This window comes from Amycolatopsis sp. NPDC049868 (assembly GCF_044461365.1).
Lineage (GTDB): Bacteria > Actinomycetota > Actinomycetes > Mycobacteriales > Pseudonocardiaceae > Amycolatopsis.
The window spans coordinates 33,673-49,019 of sequence record NZ_JBITKV010000019.1 but is presented as its reverse complement, the minus strand read 5'-3'; the positions used below and the strand labels follow the sequence as shown (position 1 = coordinate 49,019).

The 15,347-nt window shown below is 70.1% G+C and carries 13 protein-coding genes; 10 read left to right on the top strand and 3 right to left on the bottom strand.

Features of this window, described 5'->3' with window-relative positions; genetic code table 11:
* Positions 1–90: 90 nt before the first annotated feature.
* From ACIBTM_RS42260 to ACIBTM_RS42225, 8 genes are all read left to right on the top strand, one after another.
* Positions 91–357 (top strand): hypothetical protein, encoded by a 267-nt coding sequence (locus tag ACIBTM_RS42260; protein ID WP_005166545.1) that lies wholly within the window; start codon positions 91–93, stop codon positions 355–357.
* 9 nt (positions 358–366) lie between these two features.
* A complete protein-coding gene (locus ACIBTM_RS42255) occupies positions 367–843 on the top strand; it encodes a hypothetical protein (RefSeq protein WP_395882760.1) in 477 nt (158 codons plus the stop codon).
* Positions 844–846: 3 nt separating this feature from the next.
* Positions 847–3,801 (top strand): ATP-binding protein, encoded by a 2,955-nt coding sequence (locus ACIBTM_RS42250; RefSeq protein WP_395882759.1) that lies wholly within the window; start codon positions 847–849, stop codon positions 3,799–3,801.
* The gene (locus ACIBTM_RS42245; protein ID WP_395882758.1) at positions 3,798–5,963 is read left to right on the top strand and encodes a magnesium transporter; all 2,166 of its coding nucleotides are present in this window, start codon (positions 3,798–3,800) and stop codon (positions 5,961–5,963) included. The genes ACIBTM_RS42250 and ACIBTM_RS42245 overlap by 4 nt, the downstream gene beginning before the upstream one ends.
* 3 nt (positions 5,964–5,966) lie before the next feature.
* Complete coding sequence (locus ACIBTM_RS42240; protein ID WP_395882757.1) at positions 5,967–6,563, top strand: hypothetical protein; 597 nt, start codon at positions 5,967–5,969, stop codon at positions 6,561–6,563.
* A 4-nt stretch (positions 6,564–6,567) separates the two neighbouring features.
* Positions 6,568–7,566: a C40 family peptidase gene (locus ACIBTM_RS42235; protein WP_395882756.1), complete on the top strand. Its 999-nt coding sequence runs from the start codon at positions 6,568–6,570 to the stop codon at positions 7,564–7,566.
* 102 nt (positions 7,567–7,668) lie between these two features.
* Positions 7,669–8,829, top strand: a complete 1,161-nt coding sequence (locus tag ACIBTM_RS42230) for a hypothetical protein (protein ID WP_395882755.1) — start codon at positions 7,669–7,671, stop codon at positions 8,827–8,829.
* Positions 8,830–8,863: 34 nt separating this feature from the next.
* A complete protein-coding gene (locus ACIBTM_RS42225) occupies positions 8,864–9,061 on the top strand; it encodes a hypothetical protein (RefSeq protein WP_007035345.1) in 198 nt (65 codons plus the stop codon).
* Between the two features lie 115 nt (positions 9,062–9,176).
* Here the strand turns inward: ACIBTM_RS42225 and ACIBTM_RS42220 are convergent, their stop codons facing one another.
* Complete coding sequence (locus tag ACIBTM_RS42220; RefSeq protein ID WP_395882754.1) at positions 9,177–10,142, bottom strand: AAA family ATPase; 966 nt, start codon at positions 10,140–10,142, stop codon at positions 9,177–9,179.
* A 134-nt stretch (positions 10,143–10,276) separates the two neighbouring features.
* On the opposite strand from ACIBTM_RS42220, the gene ACIBTM_RS42215 reads away from it, so the two are divergent.
* Positions 10,277–11,683 carry an RNB domain-containing ribonuclease gene (locus ACIBTM_RS42215; protein WP_395882863.1) on the top strand — a complete coding sequence of 469 codons (1,407 nt, stop codon included), beginning with the start codon at positions 10,277–10,279 and terminating at the stop codon, positions 11,681–11,683.
* Positions 11,680–12,441, top strand: a complete 762-nt coding sequence (locus ACIBTM_RS42210) for a helical backbone metal receptor (RefSeq protein ID WP_395882753.1) — start codon at positions 11,680–11,682, stop codon at positions 12,439–12,441. Before ACIBTM_RS42215 ends, ACIBTM_RS42210 begins: the two co-directional genes overlap by 4 nt.
* 40 nt (positions 12,442–12,481) lie before the next feature.
* Here ACIBTM_RS42210 and ACIBTM_RS42205 read toward each other — a convergent pair whose 3' ends face one another.
* A complete protein-coding gene (locus ACIBTM_RS42205; protein ID WP_395882752.1) occupies positions 12,482–13,912 on the bottom strand; it encodes an aldehyde dehydrogenase family protein in 1,431 nt (476 codons plus the stop codon).
* On the bottom strand, positions 13,909–15,240 hold the full coding sequence (gene gabT / locus ACIBTM_RS42200; protein WP_395882751.1) for a 4-aminobutyrate--2-oxoglutarate transaminase: 1,332 nt from the start codon (positions 15,238–15,240) through the stop codon (positions 13,909–13,911). Before gabT ends, ACIBTM_RS42205 begins: the two co-directional genes overlap by 4 nt.
* Positions 15,241–15,347 lie beyond the last annotated feature (107 nt).

Here is a 15,347-nt window from a genome sequence, read left to right as displayed (position 1 = left end):
TGACCACTACGCCTCGTGACGCCATGATGTTCGAAGCACCACCGAGCCAGAACCGCGCGAACCCCCTCTCCGCGCACCGGGAGTAATGCGATGATGACCTTGACCACCCTCGACACGCTGGCCGCCGGCGAGCTCGGCACCGGCAACGTCCGTACCTGGCTGATCGACAACATCATCCCCCTGGTGCTGCTGGCCGTCGCGCTCCTCCTGTTGTGGCTGGGCGGTGGCAAAGGGGACAACGCGGGTGTCATGCGCCGACTCGCCGGTGTCGTGATCGCGCTGGCGATCATCGGCCTCGCGGTGAGTGGCGCCGGAGTCAACGTGGGCCAGTGGATCGCCGGCCTCTTCACAGGCTGAGGGCTCGCGTTGCGTATCCGCACCGATGACGAGGTTTACCGGGTCGATGCCGTATGGCTCGGCCCGCCGAAAGCGACTTTTCCCTGGAGAGCCCGCTACGTCGCGTGGCTCGTCGGTATCCCGGTCTTCCTGCTCGTGCTCACCATCGAACGGTGGGCGGGCTGGAGCTTCGGGTTCTTCTCGACCGCCTGGGCCTTCGTCGCCACAATTGTGATCACCAGATTGATCACGGCCAAGATCAGCCACGAGCGTCCGCTGGGCGCCGTGGCCGCGATGGCGGCGAAAGAGCTCAACACACCAAGAGAACGGACCACGGGCACGGGTGGCGCCGCCAGCGCATCCCGCGTCCGGGTACGGGCGAACCGCCCGCTACCGAAGCACCGCAGGAGACGGCAGTACCAGCACCACGGCTACGGCGGCGGCGCCGCAGCTCAGGGAACACCACGAGCGCGTCGGAGCCGCCCCGCGGCTCGGGCCGGGAGGTAGTCGTTGTTCGGTCGCGGCGGAAGCCGAGGAAAACGTGATCGAGATCTGCAGCAAGGGGCCTGGAACCCGCCCCAGCAGGTCCGCTCCGCGCAGCCCAAGAAGGCCGGCAAGGGGAGGCGGTTGCCCGGCGAGGCGGCCATCCCCTCGTATACCCCGTCGATAGCGGCGCGAAGCATCGACGGGCACCTGTTGCGCACCGGTTATGAGGTGTACGCCTGGTACCGGCTCGCGCCGCAGCGCTGGTCGTTCCGGTCGGACTCGCAGCGCCGCGATCTGATCGCGGCCATCGCCGGGCAGTACGCGGAGCTACAGGGCCGCTGGCTGCACCTGCGTGTGACCAACCGGCCGTACCCGATCCGCATGTGGGCCGAGGCCCATGTGCACAACGCCGTCGGCCGTCCCCAGGACGTCCAGGGCGCGCTGTCCTTCGACGACTACCTCATCGGCGAGCAGCAGCAGCTGATGGGCCGCTCGATGGCCGAAAAAGAGGTCTACCTCGGCGTCCAGGTGCAGACCAGGCGGATGATCGACCGCGCGGTCGAGAGCGCCGCCCCGGTGCTGCGCAAGATCCTGCCGGAGGCCGTCGACGCCGAGCTGGCCGCGCTCGACTCCGAGGTCGAACACCTCGACCAGGTGATCGGCTCCGCCGGGCTCGAAGGCCGCCCGGTGCACGCCGAGGAGATGTCCTGGCTGATGCACCGCTCGTGTTCGCTGGGCCTGCCCGCGCCGCGCAACATGCCCGCGGTCCCGGGCGCCGCCTGGGAGCCCGAGGATCTCGCCAGCTTCACCGACGCGGCGGATTTCCACGCCGAGCCGTACGCGCCGACGGTCACCGTCCGCGGCCGCACCGGATCGAACGCCGGGGTCTCGCGGCATCTCGCGGTCCTCACCGTCGGCCAGATGCACGGTCTGCAGATCCCCGAGGTCGACGACCCGTGGATCCAGCACGCGGACCGGCTGCCCGCCGCGGTCGAGGTGTCCGCGCGGATCTACGTCCGGCGCCCCGAAGAGGTCGCCGGTGAGCTGCAGCGCCAGATGAACAAGGTGCGTTCGCAGGTCAAGCACTACACGGACGAGCACGAACTGGAGCCGCCGCAGTCGCTGGCGCGCCAGGCGGGCCGGGTGCTGGAGATCGACGACGAGATGACGTCGGGCTTCACCGCGTTGGCCACCCGCGTGCGTTCGTGGTGGCGGCTGGCGGTGTCCGGGCCGACGGAGCGGGACGCGCTGCGCCTGGCCCAGCAGCTTCTCGACCTCTACAAGCCGAAGATCGCGGTCGAGCATCCCGAAGCCCAGTACGCGCTGGCCAGGGAGTTCATCCCCGGCGAGCCGCTGGCCTCGGCGGCCTACATGCGCCGCGGTTCGGTCGTGTGGGCGGCGTCGTCCGTGCCGACGGCGACGGCCGAGGTGGGCGACCGCCGCGGCATCCTGCTCGGCGAGACCGTGACCGCGACCCGGCGCCCGGTGGCGTGGGATCCGTGGATGGCGCAGGAGATCCGCGACGGTTCCGGCCTGACGGCGATGGTCGCGGGCCTTGGTGGCGGTAAGTCGTTCCTCGGCGGCGGCATCGTCTACAAGACGCTCCGCGCGGGCGCGCACTGGACGATCCTCGACCCCTCGGGCCCGCTGTCGCGGCTGTGCGACCTGCCCGAGCTGCGTCCGTACGCGCGGCCGATCAACCTGCTCAACGCTCAGCCCGGCATCCTCAACCCGTACCGGGTGGTCGCCGAGCCGCAGCTCGAGCATTTCATGGACGAGGACGATCCCGAGCGGTCGTGGCGGCGGGAGAAGGCCCTCGCGGGCGCGACGCGACGCCGTCTCGTGCTCGACGTCCTCACCGGTGTCCTGCCGTACGAGGTCTCGCGGATGGCGCAGACCCGGATCGTGCTGCTGCGCGCCGTCCGCGCGGTCGGCGGCCGGTTCGACGCCGACCCCGGCCAGGTCATCGACGCGTTGCGCCGGGACTCCAGCGAGCACCACGAGCACGCCGTCGTCGTCGCGGACTTCCTCGACGAGATGCGCGAGCGGATGGCGCTGCTCATCCCGGAGACCGACGCGGACCCGTACTCCGAGACCCGCGACGACCGGATGACCGTGCTGACCATGGCGGGGCTGACCCTGCCCAAGGACGGCGTCCCGCGCGAGTACTGGACGGACGCGGAATCCCTCGGCGTCGAGATGCTGAACCTCGCCGCGTGGCTGACACAGCGGTCGGTCTACGAGAAGCCGAAGGAACTGCGCAAGGGCGTCTGGATCGACGAGGCGTTCTTCCTCTCCGAGGTCCCGACCGGTCGCGTGCTGATGAACCGCTTCGCGCGTGACTCGCGGAAGTGGAACGTCCGCGTGCTGCTGTCCTCGCAGATTCCCGCGGACTTCCTGAAGATCCAGGGTTTCGTGGCGCTGCTGGACTCGGTGTTCGTCGGCCGTCTCGACGACGACGACGCCCAGGCCGACGCGCTGCGCCTGCTGAAGGTCCCGGTCGGCGTCGGCTACGAACAGGTCGTCGCGGCGCTGGGCCGCCGTCCCGGTTCGCAACGCGATCTCCAGCGTGACGTCGAGCCGCGGCAGTTCATCTTCGGCGACGGTGCCGGCGGCGTGGAGCGGATCCGCGTCGACTTCTCCGGCCCGCACCTGGAACACCTGCGCCGGGTCATGGACACCACGCCGGGGTCACCCGACGCCAAACCGTCGAAGCCGGGCAACGAACTCGCCGTCCCGGAGGAGAAGCAGTACGTCCCGACACCGCCCGAGGACGACTTCGAGCTCGAAGAGGATCTTGAGCTCGCGGCCGAACTCGAGGTCGGCCTCACCGATGAGCAGATGCTCGGCGCCCCGGACCCGTTGGCGGCCGAAACCGGAGAAGTGCAAGGCGCTGTCCAAAATGGACATAACGGGAACGGGAGCCAAGGCGAGCACGCGCGCGCCGGCAAGGGTGGCACCGGCAGGGACGCCGCATGAACACGGTGCTGACACTGGCGTTCGTGCTCGCGTTCGCCGCCGGCTGGCACGCGCTGCGCCGCCGTCTGAAAGAGGGGCCGCGGCCGGGCAAGACCAGACCGAGCCGCCGGGCGACGATGTTCGTCGTCATGCTGATCCTGGGCCTGCAGGCCGTGGCGACCGCTCCGGCGGCGTCGGCCGCGGCCTGTGGTGAGGCGCCGAACCCCGAACGCCCCGGCGCGGGCATGGTGGGTGCGCTCGACCCGCCCACGATCGCTCGCGGTGAAGGCGGCAGCCCGTACAACGTCTACGGGTACGCGGGACACGTCTGGGACACCTTCGAAACCGACTGCGGCCCGCTGGCAGGCATCACCTCGCCCAACTCGACGATCGACACCTGGGCGGGCAACCAGCTGTTCAACATCGGCAAGAACATCGTCGGTGCCACGAACTCGCTGCACTACTCCGTGCTGCAGGGCAGCCTGCTCAGCCCGCTGTACAACGCCGTCAAGGCCGGGGCCGAGAAGGTCTACAACAACATCTACGCCCAGCTGTTCGGCCTGGCCGCGCTGATCATGTCGATCATGTTGTTCCGCAACATCTGGCGCGGTGATCTCGCGGCGGTCAGCAAACGGGCGCTGCTCGGGCTGGCCGCGGTCTGGCTGGCCGCGTCCTCCTTGGCACTGCTGCGGTTCCTCGATCCGATCGACAACGCGATCGTGCAGACCACCACCAATATCCAGGCCGGGTTCATCGACGAGCCCAAGACCCCGCCGCCGACCGAGCCACAGACCCCCGCCGCGCAGCCGTGTCAGGCGACTCCGGAGGCCGTTGCCGCCCGTCAGCCATGGGATCGGGTCCCGACCGAACTGCACTGCCGGGTCGTCTACGACAACTGGCTCCGTGGAGAGTTCGGCAGCCCGGACGCGCCGCAGGCGCTCCAGTACGGCCCGCCTCTTCTGGACGCGCGTGCCTTCACCAGGATTCAGATCCAGCAGGGCGGCGACGCCGACGCCGCGCTGGTGGACTCCAAGAAGGCGGCGTTCAAGGACATCTCCACCAAACTCGGCCCCGCGACCGGGTACTTCACAGGTGAGGACGGCAGCCGCGTCGGCGCCGGTTTCCTTTCGCTCGGCCAGGGAATCGTCTACTCGCTGTTCCAGTTGCTGGCCAAGGCCACGGTCCTGCTCGCGCAGGTGCTGATCAGGATCTTCGTCCTGACGGCTCCCCTGATCGGCTTGATCGCGCTGCTCCAGCCGCAGATCATGCAGCGCATTCTGAAGGTGGTCGGCGCGGTCGCCTTCAACCTCATGGTGCTCTCGGTGCTGGCGGGTGTGCACACGCTCCTGCTGGAGGCGATCTTCACCGCGGGGAACTCGTTGTCCCTGCTGACGAAGATGGTTCTGGCGGGCATCATCACCGTGCTGCTGTTCATGGTCGGCCGCCCCGTGCGGCGGCTGTGGCAGATGGTCGAGATGTCCGTCGGCATGGTCGGCGGCGCGATGCCCTCACCACGCGGCGGGCTTTTCTCCCGCTTCCGTAAGAAGAACAACGGACAGACCCCGCAGGACGCGTTCTGGCAGAACGTCCGCGACACCGACGACGTCGTCGACGGAGACCTTCGCGGTCCCGTGGGCGCGACGGTCGGCGGCGGGCGGTTCCGGCCCGAGGCGACGATCTTCGCCAGCTCCCAGCGGCTCGACAACGGTTCCGGCGCCATCCGCCCCGCGGCGGCGTGGTCGGGAGCGCCGTGGCCGGGTGCCGTCGGCGGTGGTGGCGGGCTGCCCGCGCTGCCCGCCGGTGGCGGTGGAGGTGTTCCCGTGTTCGGCCAATACAACCCGTCCGCCGGGAACCCGAGCGACTCGATGTTCACCTCGGGCGGGCGGAGCCCGATCCAGGTCCCGAGCCGCCGGGTCGACACCTCGCCGGTCGCCGACCGGCGCTGGAGCGACGAACCGGAGCCGGTCGTGGTGCCGTCGCGGATGAACTCCGCGGGTGGCGGTTACACCACTCCCGACTATTCGGGTGCCGTGCCGGTGCAGGCGGGGCCGTCGACCCCGCGCCCGCGCCGTGTCGACCCCGAAGTCGTCGCGGGCAAGCCGGTCTTCGTGCTGTACCGGCCTTCGCGCGGACTGGAGGTCCGCGAGGAAGTCCGGGACACAGACCACGCTGTGGGCCGGTGACCCATGCCGATCCGGACCAACCGCGGGCGTACCGCGGTCTACCGCAGACTGTGGGGCTGGCCGCTGCGCTCGCCCCGGCACCTCATCGGCACGCTGGTGATCCTCGCGGTGGTGCTCACCGCGCTGGGCATCCTGCTGCCCAAGGCCATCGGAAAACCGGGACAGACGGCCGGCGGGCCGGGTGCTTCGGCGACGACCACCTCGCGAACCGGCGTCGCGGCGCCGGTGACCGTGACGTCGACCTTGCCGCCGAGGCTCACCACCCAGCCGCCGCCGTCGTCCGCGCCACCTGACCAGGACGGGGTCCGGGTCGCCAAGGAGTGGGTGACGGCATGGGCGAATCATCCAGACGGTACGACGACCGAGCAGTGGCTGAACGGATTGAAGCCGTACACCACCGAGGAGTACCTCGCCGGGGAACTGACGACGGTGGACCCCGCGAACATCAAGGCGACCAAGGTGGCCGGGGAACCGCAGGTCGTTTCCTCGCTCGTCGGTTCGATGGACGTCGACGTCCCGACGGACGGGCCCAAGGTCCGGGTCACCGTCGTCAAGACGAACCCCGGATGGCGGGTCACCAAGTACACGCAAGCGGGCTGACCCGATGAAGATCGGGATCATCGTCGGCGTGCTGATCGCCGCGGTCTTCGCCGCGGTGGTCACCACGAGCACGGTCACCAAGGTGGTGACCGACCACGCGGAGGCCCAGGCGGGCAGTGTCGTCAAGACCTCTTGCGACGCGTCGGTCGGGCCGACCCTCCCCGGGCAGACCGATCGCGGTTCTTCGGACATCAACAAACTCGACGAAGAACAGAAGGGCATCGTCGCGCTGATCATCTCGATCGGCAAACAGCGCACGCTGTCCCCGCGCGCGTGGCAGGTGGCGATCCAGGCCGGGATGACCGAGTCCAAACTGCGGAACCTGACCTACGGCGACCGCGACTCGCTCGGCATCTTCCAGATGCGGCCGTCGATGGGCTGGGGCACCGTCGCACAGGTCACCGACCCGCCGTACCAGGTCAACAAGTTCTTCGACGTGCTGCTGGCGGTGCCGGACTGGGAGAACATGCGTCCCGGCGACGCCGCGCAGCGCGTCGAGCGCTCCGGCTTCCCCGACCGATACCACAACTGGGAGCCGATGGCGGCGCTCCTCGTGCAGAACGAGGGCCAGATCGTCGACGTCGTCGGCTGCGGGACGAGCGTCGGCAGTGTCGTGCCGCCGAGCCAGGCGGCCGCGCAGGCCATCAAGTTCGCCCTCGCCGAGCAGGGCAAGCCGTACGTCTGGGGCGCCACCGGTCCGAACAGCTATGACTGTTCCGGGCTGATGCTGCGGGCCTACGAGTCGGCGGGGATCATCATTCCGCGGGTTTCGCGTGACCAGTACAAGGGCGGCGCGATGCTGCCGGTGCGGCAGGCGCAGCCGGGTGACCTGCTGTTCCTCGCCACCGTGCCGTCGAACCCGGCGACCATCCACCACGTGATGATGTACCTGGGTGACGGCAAGATCGTCGAAGCGCAGCAGACCGGGGTGCCGGTGCACATCCGCGACTTCTCCTTCGACGAGGCCGAAGTGGTGGCGCAGGCGGTCCGTCCTGGCGTTTAGCATGGTGAAAGCGTGGTATCGCGATCGCGGGACCATCGGATTCACCCGAAGTGGCGGCCTGTCCACCGGCGAGCGGCCGCACACTGGCAGAGGATGAAGAACGTGGCACGGAAATTCGGAAGGCGAGGCAAGCCCGCGGCGGGAGGCGGCCCGGAGGTCGATCCCCGCGATCTTTTCGGTACCGCCCAGCCCGCACGGCAGGCGGCGCGGCCGGCGTCGAGCACGCCGCTGGCCGACCAGCTGAACCAGGGCTGGCCGGGCGTCGACCCGGGATACGTCGTGCTGCCGCGTTCGCTGGCCGAGGGGATGTCGCTGCCTTGGCAGCAGCAGATGGCCGCCCTGCTGGCCCAGTTCCACCAGGAGAACGCCCGGCTCGCCTGGCCGGTCTACCGGGTCGTCCCGTCGCGCTACGAAAAGCTCGTCGATCTCGACGAAGAGCAGCTGGCGGAGGCCGGCTACCTGGTCGAGATGGACACCGAAGGCGAGATGATCTACCGCGAGCGCAGCGGCCGGAAGATCGAAGACCCGGCGAGCACCACTGTGCTCGTCTCGTGCCTCGACCCGATTCCGAAGCCTTCGCAGCGTCAGGCACCCCCGCCGCCTTCGCAGGCCGTGCCGCCCGCGACCGGGCAGCCGCCGCGCGCTCCGGCGCCGATGAACATCGGCCCCGCGCCGGTGTGGCGCACGGTCGCGCCGCCTTCCGGGCCGCCCGCGCCGCCGTTGCCGGGCAATCACGGGGCTCCGCAGGCGCCCGCACCGCAAGCGCCTGCCCCGCAGGCTCCCGCGCCCCAAGCTCCTGCGCCTCAGGCGCCGGCTTCTCAGGCATCCGCGCCTCAGGTGCCCGCTTCTCAGCCGCCCGCGGCCCAGCCGCCGCCTCCGCTTCCCCAGCCCACTCGGATGCAGCAGCCGCCGGTCAGCGCCCCTCCGGCCACTCCGGAGGTGCAGCCCGCCGCGGCGAGCCAGGCCGAGCCGGAGCCGCCCGTGAGCCCACCGGCTCCGCCTGTCACGGCTCCGCCGTCGGCCGCGATGCCGCCTCCGATGACCGGGCCCGTCCCGCACCCGGTGTCACCCTCGTCGCCTCCGCAGGGCGTGCCCGTCGCGCCGGAACCGGCGACCCCGCCGCGCGGTGTCCCGATGCACCGGGGCTGGTTCGACGAGCTCGCCGAGAACGTGCCGGAAAGTTCGAAGGTGGACCAGCCCGAGGGCGGCGAGTTCGGCCCGACCGGCGATCCCACGGAGATCCCCTACCGCTATCGCAAGTGATGACAGGACGTCCGGGTGATGTCAGGCTTGACGTATGTCGAGCGACCCGAACCCGGATCAGGGCTGGTACTTCAACACCAAGACGAACCAGGTCGAGCACCTGGAACGAGGCCGGAGCATCGACCTCCTGGGCCCGTACCCGGACGAGGCGACGGCCAGGCGGGCACTGGAGATAGCCAAGGAACGCACGAAGCAGGCCGACGCCGAAGACGCCAAGTGGAACGGTGACTGACCCGGGTCACGAGGCGATCAGGCGCGCCGCTCACGACCACCTGGGCATGTCGCGAAAGCCACTTTCGAGACGTCTGATGTCCCGAAAGTGGCTTTCGCGACACGGCCCGTCCAGATCAGGCGTCCTGCCCGGCCAGCGCCGGCCCCAGCACGAACTCCGGATCCACCTGGGCCGTGAGGTCCTCCCCGGCCCGCCCGCTGCCCCACGCCCGCGCGTTGCGGAGGTGGAACTCGACGCCCTGCCGCTGATAGCGGGCCCAGTCGCGCCGCTCGCCGTCGACGGTCGCGAGCATCGAGCCCAGCGTCGCGAGGTTGTGCGCCTCGAGTTCGCCGATCGGGCGCGCGCGGCCGCGTTCGGCGGCGCGGACGTGCCGCGAGTTCTCCATCCAGCCCAGCAGGGCGTCGCCGACCTCTTCGCGCAGGAACTCGATGTCCTCGTCCTCGGTCACCTTGTTGCCCACGACGACCAGCCGCACCCCGAAGTCCCGCGCGTAGTCGGCGTACTGCCGGTACACGCCGACGCTGCGCACGGTCGGCTCGCATACCAGGAACGTCACGTCGAACCGCGTGAACAGCCCGGACGCGAACGCGTCGGCGCCCGCGGTCATGTCCATGACCACGTATTCGCCGGCGTCGTCGATCATGTGGTTCAGCAGCAGTTCCGCCGCGCCGATCTTCGAGTGGTAGCAGGCGACGCCGAGGTCGTCCTCGTCGAACTGCCCGGTGACGCCGAGCCTCACGCCGCCGAACTCGCGGAAGCACGCCTCGAAGATCGGGTTGTCCTCGAACGGCCGGACCAGCCGTGACCCGCGCCCCGGCGGCGTCGTCTTGATCATCGAGGCCGCGTCGGCGATCCGAGGGTTATCGCCGCGCAGGTAGTCCTTGATCAGCCCCATGTTGTCGCCCAGCGTCGGCCACGCGATGGCCTCTTCCTCGCTCGCGCCAAGCGCGACGGCGAGGTGCTGGTTGATATCCGCGTCGATCGCCAGAACCGGTTTCCCGTCGCCTGCCAGGTACGCGGTGAACAGCGACGCCAGCGTGGTCTTGCCGCTGCCGCCCTTCCCGACGAACGCGATCTTCACGCCACGGCCCTTCCTGTCGTTTTGAAAAGGGTATCGGTTTTCATTTCGTTCCGTAACGTACACCCGACCGGCCCGCACCCGAACGGGCGATCAACGGCGCCGGATCGGGATAGGGTTGGGTGGTGCCTCCACTCGTGATCAGGACACACGCGGCCGGAGGGGACTTCGGTCACCTGCGGGCCGAGTTCGCGCTGCCGGAGTCGTTCGGGCCCCACGTGCTCGCCGAGGCGGAGGCGGCCGTCGTCGACCCGCTCGAGTCGGCAGGGGAACGTGAGGACGCCACCGGTCTGCCCTTCGTCACCATCGACCCGCCCGGTGCCAAGGACCTCGACCAGGCGGTGCTGATCGAACGCGTCGGCGGCGGGTTCCGGGTCCACTACGCGATCGCCGATCTGGCCGCGTTCATCCCGCCGGGTGGCGCGCTCGACAAGGAGGCACGCCGCCGCGGGCAGACGCTCTACCTGCCCGACGGGAACGTCCCGCTGCACCCGCCGGTGCTGTCCGAGGGCGCGGCGAGCCTGCTGCCGGGGGAGACCCGGCCCGCGGTGCTGTGGACCATCGACGTCGACGCGAACGGCGAGCCGACGGCGACCAACGTCCGCCGCGCACTGGTCCGGTCCACCGAGCAGTTCGACTACGAGACCGTCCAGGCCTCGATCGACGCGGGCGATCCGCATCCTTCGGTCGCCGCGCTGCCGGAGCTGGGCCGCCTGCGGCGCGAACTCGCGATCCGGCGCGGCGCGGTCGAACTGCAACTGCCGGAGCAGGAGATCAGCGGCGACCCCGACGGCGGCTGGGCACTGATCCAGCGGCCGCGCAACGACGTCGACGCGTGGAACGCCGAGATCTCGCTGCTCACCGGCATGGCCGCGGCCAAGATCATGATCGACGCGAAGATCGGTGTCCTGCGCACGCTGCCGCAGCCCGATCCGGAGGCGGTCGAATGGCTGGGCCGGTCCGCGCAGGCGCTGAACATCGACTGGCCGGAAGGCAAGAGCGTGTCGGAGTTCCTGGCCGCGCTCGACCCCGGCCAGCCCGCTTCCATGGCGCTTTTCGCCGACACCACAAGGCTTCTGCGCGGCGCCGGGTACACCGCGTTCGACGGCGAGCTGCCGGAACTGACGACGCACGCCGGGATCGGCGGCGCGTACGCCCATGTCACCGCGCCGATCCGGCGGCTGGTCGACCGGTTCGCCACCGAGATCTGTCTCGCGGTGAGCGCCGGCCGCGAGGTTCCCGAATGGGTTCGCGCGGCGCTTTCGGAGGTGCCGGAACAGATGTCCGCGTCCGACACGCTGGCGGCCAAGGTCGAACGCGCCTCCATCGACCAGGTCGAGGTCTGGGTGATGGCCGAGCACATCGGCGGTGAGTTCAGCGCGATCGTGCTGCGCGCGGAGGAGACCAAGGCCGAGATCCTGGTCGAGGATCCGCCGGTGATGTCCAAGTGCACGGGCGAAAAGCTGCCCGAGGGCGAGCGGATCCGCGTCCGGCTCACCGCGGTGGACGTCGACAAGCGGAAACTGTCGTTCGAGCGGGCATGATCGACGACCTCGGCGAAGTGGTCCCGCTGCGCGAACCGGCGTCGCGGGTGGTCTCGCTCGTGCCGTCGCTGACCGAGGCCGTCGAGGTGAGCGCGCCGGGAAGGCTCGCGGGCGCCACGGACTACTGCACCCATCCGGTCGATCTGGCCGTGCCGAGGGTGGGCGGCTCGAAGTACCCGAACGTCGACAAGGTGCTCGAACTCGAACCGGATCTGGTGCTGGCCAACTCCGAGGAGAACCGGCCGGAGGACGTGGAACGCTTACGCGCCAACGGGATCCCGGTCTGGGTGATGGAGGCGTCGGCGACCGTGCCCAGTGCGCTCGCCTCGATCCGGCGGATCCTGACGCAGGCCTACGATCTCGCCGAGCCGGATTGGCTGGTCGAGGCGGAGGAGATCTGGCGGGAGACGCTGCCGGAGCGATTCCGCGCGGTCGTGCCGGTCTGGCGGAAGCCGTGGATCGTGCTCGGCAGGGACACCTTCGGCGGCGACGTGCTGCGTCGCGTCGGGATCGGCAACGTCTACGCGGACGACGAAGAGCGTTACCCGCGCCCGAAGCTCGACGAGCTCCAAGCGCGCTTCGCTGCCGGAGACGCGAATCTGCTCGTGTTGCCCGACGAGCCCTACGAGTTCACTGCGGACGACGGCCCCGAAGCGTTTCCCGGCGCCAAGCACGTCCTGGTCTCCGGCCGCTATCTGACCTGGTACGGCCCTTCGCTCGTCGAAGCCCACGCCCACCTCACGCATTTAGTCCTCTGAATGCGGTCGTAGCGCATCCAGAGGACTAAATGCGGGCGGGTCAGAGGGTCAGGCCGGTCAGGACGGTGACGCGTTCCTCGGTGAAGTCCGCCATCGCCGACGCCGGGCCTTCGCGGCCGACGCCGGAGTCCTTCACCCCGCCGTAGGGCATCTGGTCGGCCCGGAAGCTCGGCACGTCGCCGACGAGCACACCGCCGACACGCAGCTTCGCGGACACGTCGAACGCAGTCGGCAGGTCACGCGTGAACACGCCCGCCTGCAGGCCGAAGCGCGAGTCGTTGATCCGGCGCACACCGTCTTCCACCGAGTCCACCCGCGTGATCGACACGACCGGCCCGAAGACCTCGTCGGCCATCACCGACGCGTCCTCCGGCACGTTCGCGAGCACCGTCGGCTCGACGGTGGCGCCGTCGCGCTTTCCGCCGGTCAACAGTTCGCCGCCCGCCTCGACCGCCGCCGTGATCCACGATTCCACGCGGGAAGCGGCGGCGGTGTTGATCAGCGGCCCGACGTCCACGCCGTCCGCCCGCGGGTCACCGGTGCCGAGAGCGCGCACCTGCTCCAGCACCTTCGCGCGAAGCTCGTCGTAGACGTCGGCGTGCGCGTACACCCGCTGCACGGAGATGCACGACTGACCGGCCTGATACATCGCGAAGGTCGCGATCCGCTGTGCCGCGAAGTCCAGGTCCGTCCAATCCGGACAGACGAGCACCGCGGCGTTGCCGCCGAGTTCGAGCGCGACGTGCTTGCGCGGCACACTGTCCCGGATGCCCCAGCCCACCGGCACGGATCCGGTGAACGACACGACCGGCAGGCGCGGGTCGGCCACCAGCTTGGCCGATTCCTCGTTGCTCACCGGGAGGATCGACCAGCTGCCGGCGGGCAGTCCGGTCTCGGCGAGGATCTCGCCGAGCAGCAGCGCGGTCAGCGGAGTCGCGGGCGCGGGCTTGAGCACGATCGGCGCGCCGACCGCGATCGCCGGCGCCACCTTGTGCGCCACCAGGTTCAGCGGGAAGTTGAACGGCGTGATGCCCAGCACCGGGCCCTTCGGCACGCGGCGCACGAGCGCGAGCCGTCCGGTGCCGCCGGGGTCGGTGTCGAGCCGCTGCAGCTCACCGGAGAACCGGCGGGCCTCCTCGGCGGCCCAGCGGAACGTCGACGCCGCCCGCCCGACCTCGCCGCGCGCCCACTTCAGCGGCTTGCCCGACTCGGCGGTGATCAGCTGTGCGATCTCTTCGGACCGCTCACCCAAAACTCGGGACACGTGGTCCAACGCGCCCGCCCGGACATGTGCGGGCAGCGTCGCGAACTCGTCCTGGACGTCGTGCGCGGCCTGGACCGCGGCTTCGATGTCCGAAGTGGACGGAACGTGGTGCGACCCGGCCTCGCTCCCGTCGAAGGAGTGACGGACGACGACGGTTTCGTCGCTGGTGACCGGCTTTCCGGCTACCCAGTAAGGGAAGGTGGTCACTTGGCGGCCTCCGTACGGACAGCGTGCTCCAGGACCGACAGGCCCTCTTCGAGCAGTTCGGTGGACAGGGACAGCGGCGGCAGCAGCCGGACGACGTTGCCGTAGGTGCCGCAGGTGAGGACGACGACGCCCGCCTGGTGGCAGGCCTGCGCGACACGTTTGGTCAGGTCGGCGTCGGGTTCGGTGGTGCCCGGCTTCACGAACTCGGCGGCCAGCATCGCGCCGCGGCCGCGGATGTCGCCGATCACGCCGGTTTCCTCGGCCAGCGCACGCAGCCGCGGCAGCACCGTGTTCTCGATGCGCTTCGCCGACGCCGCGAGGTTCTCCTGCCGCATGATCTCGATCGAGCCGAGCGCCGCGGCGCACGCGATCGGGTTACCGCCGTAGGTGCCGCCGAGGCCGCCCGGACCGACGGCGTCGAGCAGTTCCGCGCGGCCGGTGACGGCGGCGAGCGGCAGCCCGCCCGCGATGCCCTTGGCGGTGGCGATCAGATCGGGCACGACCTCTTCGTGCGTGGACGCGAACCACTCGCCGGTGCGGCAGAAACCGGTCTGCACCTCGTCGGCGACGAACACGACACCGTTCTCGGTGCACCACTTGGAAAGCGCGGGCAGGAAACCGGGGGCGGGCTCGATGAAGCCGCCTTCACCCTGCACCGGCTCCAGCACGACGGCCGCGACCTGGTCGCCGCCGATCTGCTTCTCGATCCGGTCGATGGCGATCCGGGCGGCTTCGGGGCCGGACAGGCCGTCGCGGTACGGGTACGACCCCGGCACCCGGTAGACCTCGGGCGCGAACGGGCCGAAACCGTGCTTGTAGGGGATGGACTTCGCGGTCAGCGCCATCGTCAGGTTGGTGCGGCCGTGGTAGGCGTGGTCGAATACGACGACCGCCTGGCGGCCGGTCGCGGCGCGGGCGATCTTCACGGCGTTCTCGACGGCTTCGGCGCCGGAGTTGAACAGCACCGAACGCTTCTCGTGCGTGCCCGGCGTCAGCTTGTCGAGTGCTTCGCACACCTCGACGTAGCCCTCGTACGGCGTGACCATGAAACAGGTGTGCGTGAACCGGTCGGCCTGTTCGCGGACCCGGTCCACGACCGCCGGGGCGGCGTGGCCGACGTTGGTCACCGCGATGCCGGAACCGAAGTCGATCAGGACGTTGCCGTCGGCGTCGGTGAGCAGGCCGCCTTCGGCCGAGGTGACGTAGACGGGCAGCACCGAGCTCACGCCCGCGGCGACGACGGCCGCGCGCCGTTGCTGCAGGGCGCGCGAGGCGGGGCCGGGGATCTCGGTGCGCAGCCTGCGCTGCGTTTCGGTGGTGGCGGTCACGGCCAGACTCCTGCGGACGCGAGGGACGGTGGTCGCCCTCCAGGATGGGAGCCACGCCGGGCGACGTCAGCTCGACATCTTGTCGATATCGCGGCGTAGAGTTGGAC

What these genes read in the sequence shown, in the direction of transcription:
- ACIBTM_RS42235 (WP_395882756.1), top strand. Translation starts at nt 6,568, where the DNA reads ATGAAGATCGGGATCATCGTCGGCGTGCTGATCGCCGCGGTCTTCGCC.
- ACIBTM_RS42245 (WP_395882758.1), top strand. Translation starts at nt 3,798, where the DNA reads ATGAACACGGTGCTGACACTGGCGTTCGTGCTCGCGTTCGCCGCCGGC.
- ACIBTM_RS42225 (WP_007035345.1), top strand. Translation starts at nt 8,864, where the DNA reads ATGTCGAGCGACCCGAACCCGGATCAGGGCTGGTACTTCAACACCAAG.
- ACIBTM_RS42240 (WP_395882757.1), top strand. Translation starts at nt 5,967, where the DNA reads ATGCCGATCCGGACCAACCGCGGGCGTACCGCGGTCTACCGCAGACTG.
- ACIBTM_RS42210 (WP_395882753.1), top strand. Translation starts at nt 11,680, where the DNA reads ATGATCGACGACCTCGGCGAAGTGGTCCCGCTGCGCGAACCGGCGTCG.
- ACIBTM_RS42260 (WP_005166545.1), top strand. Translation starts at nt 91, where the DNA reads ATGATGACCTTGACCACCCTCGACACGCTGGCCGCCGGCGAGCTCGGC.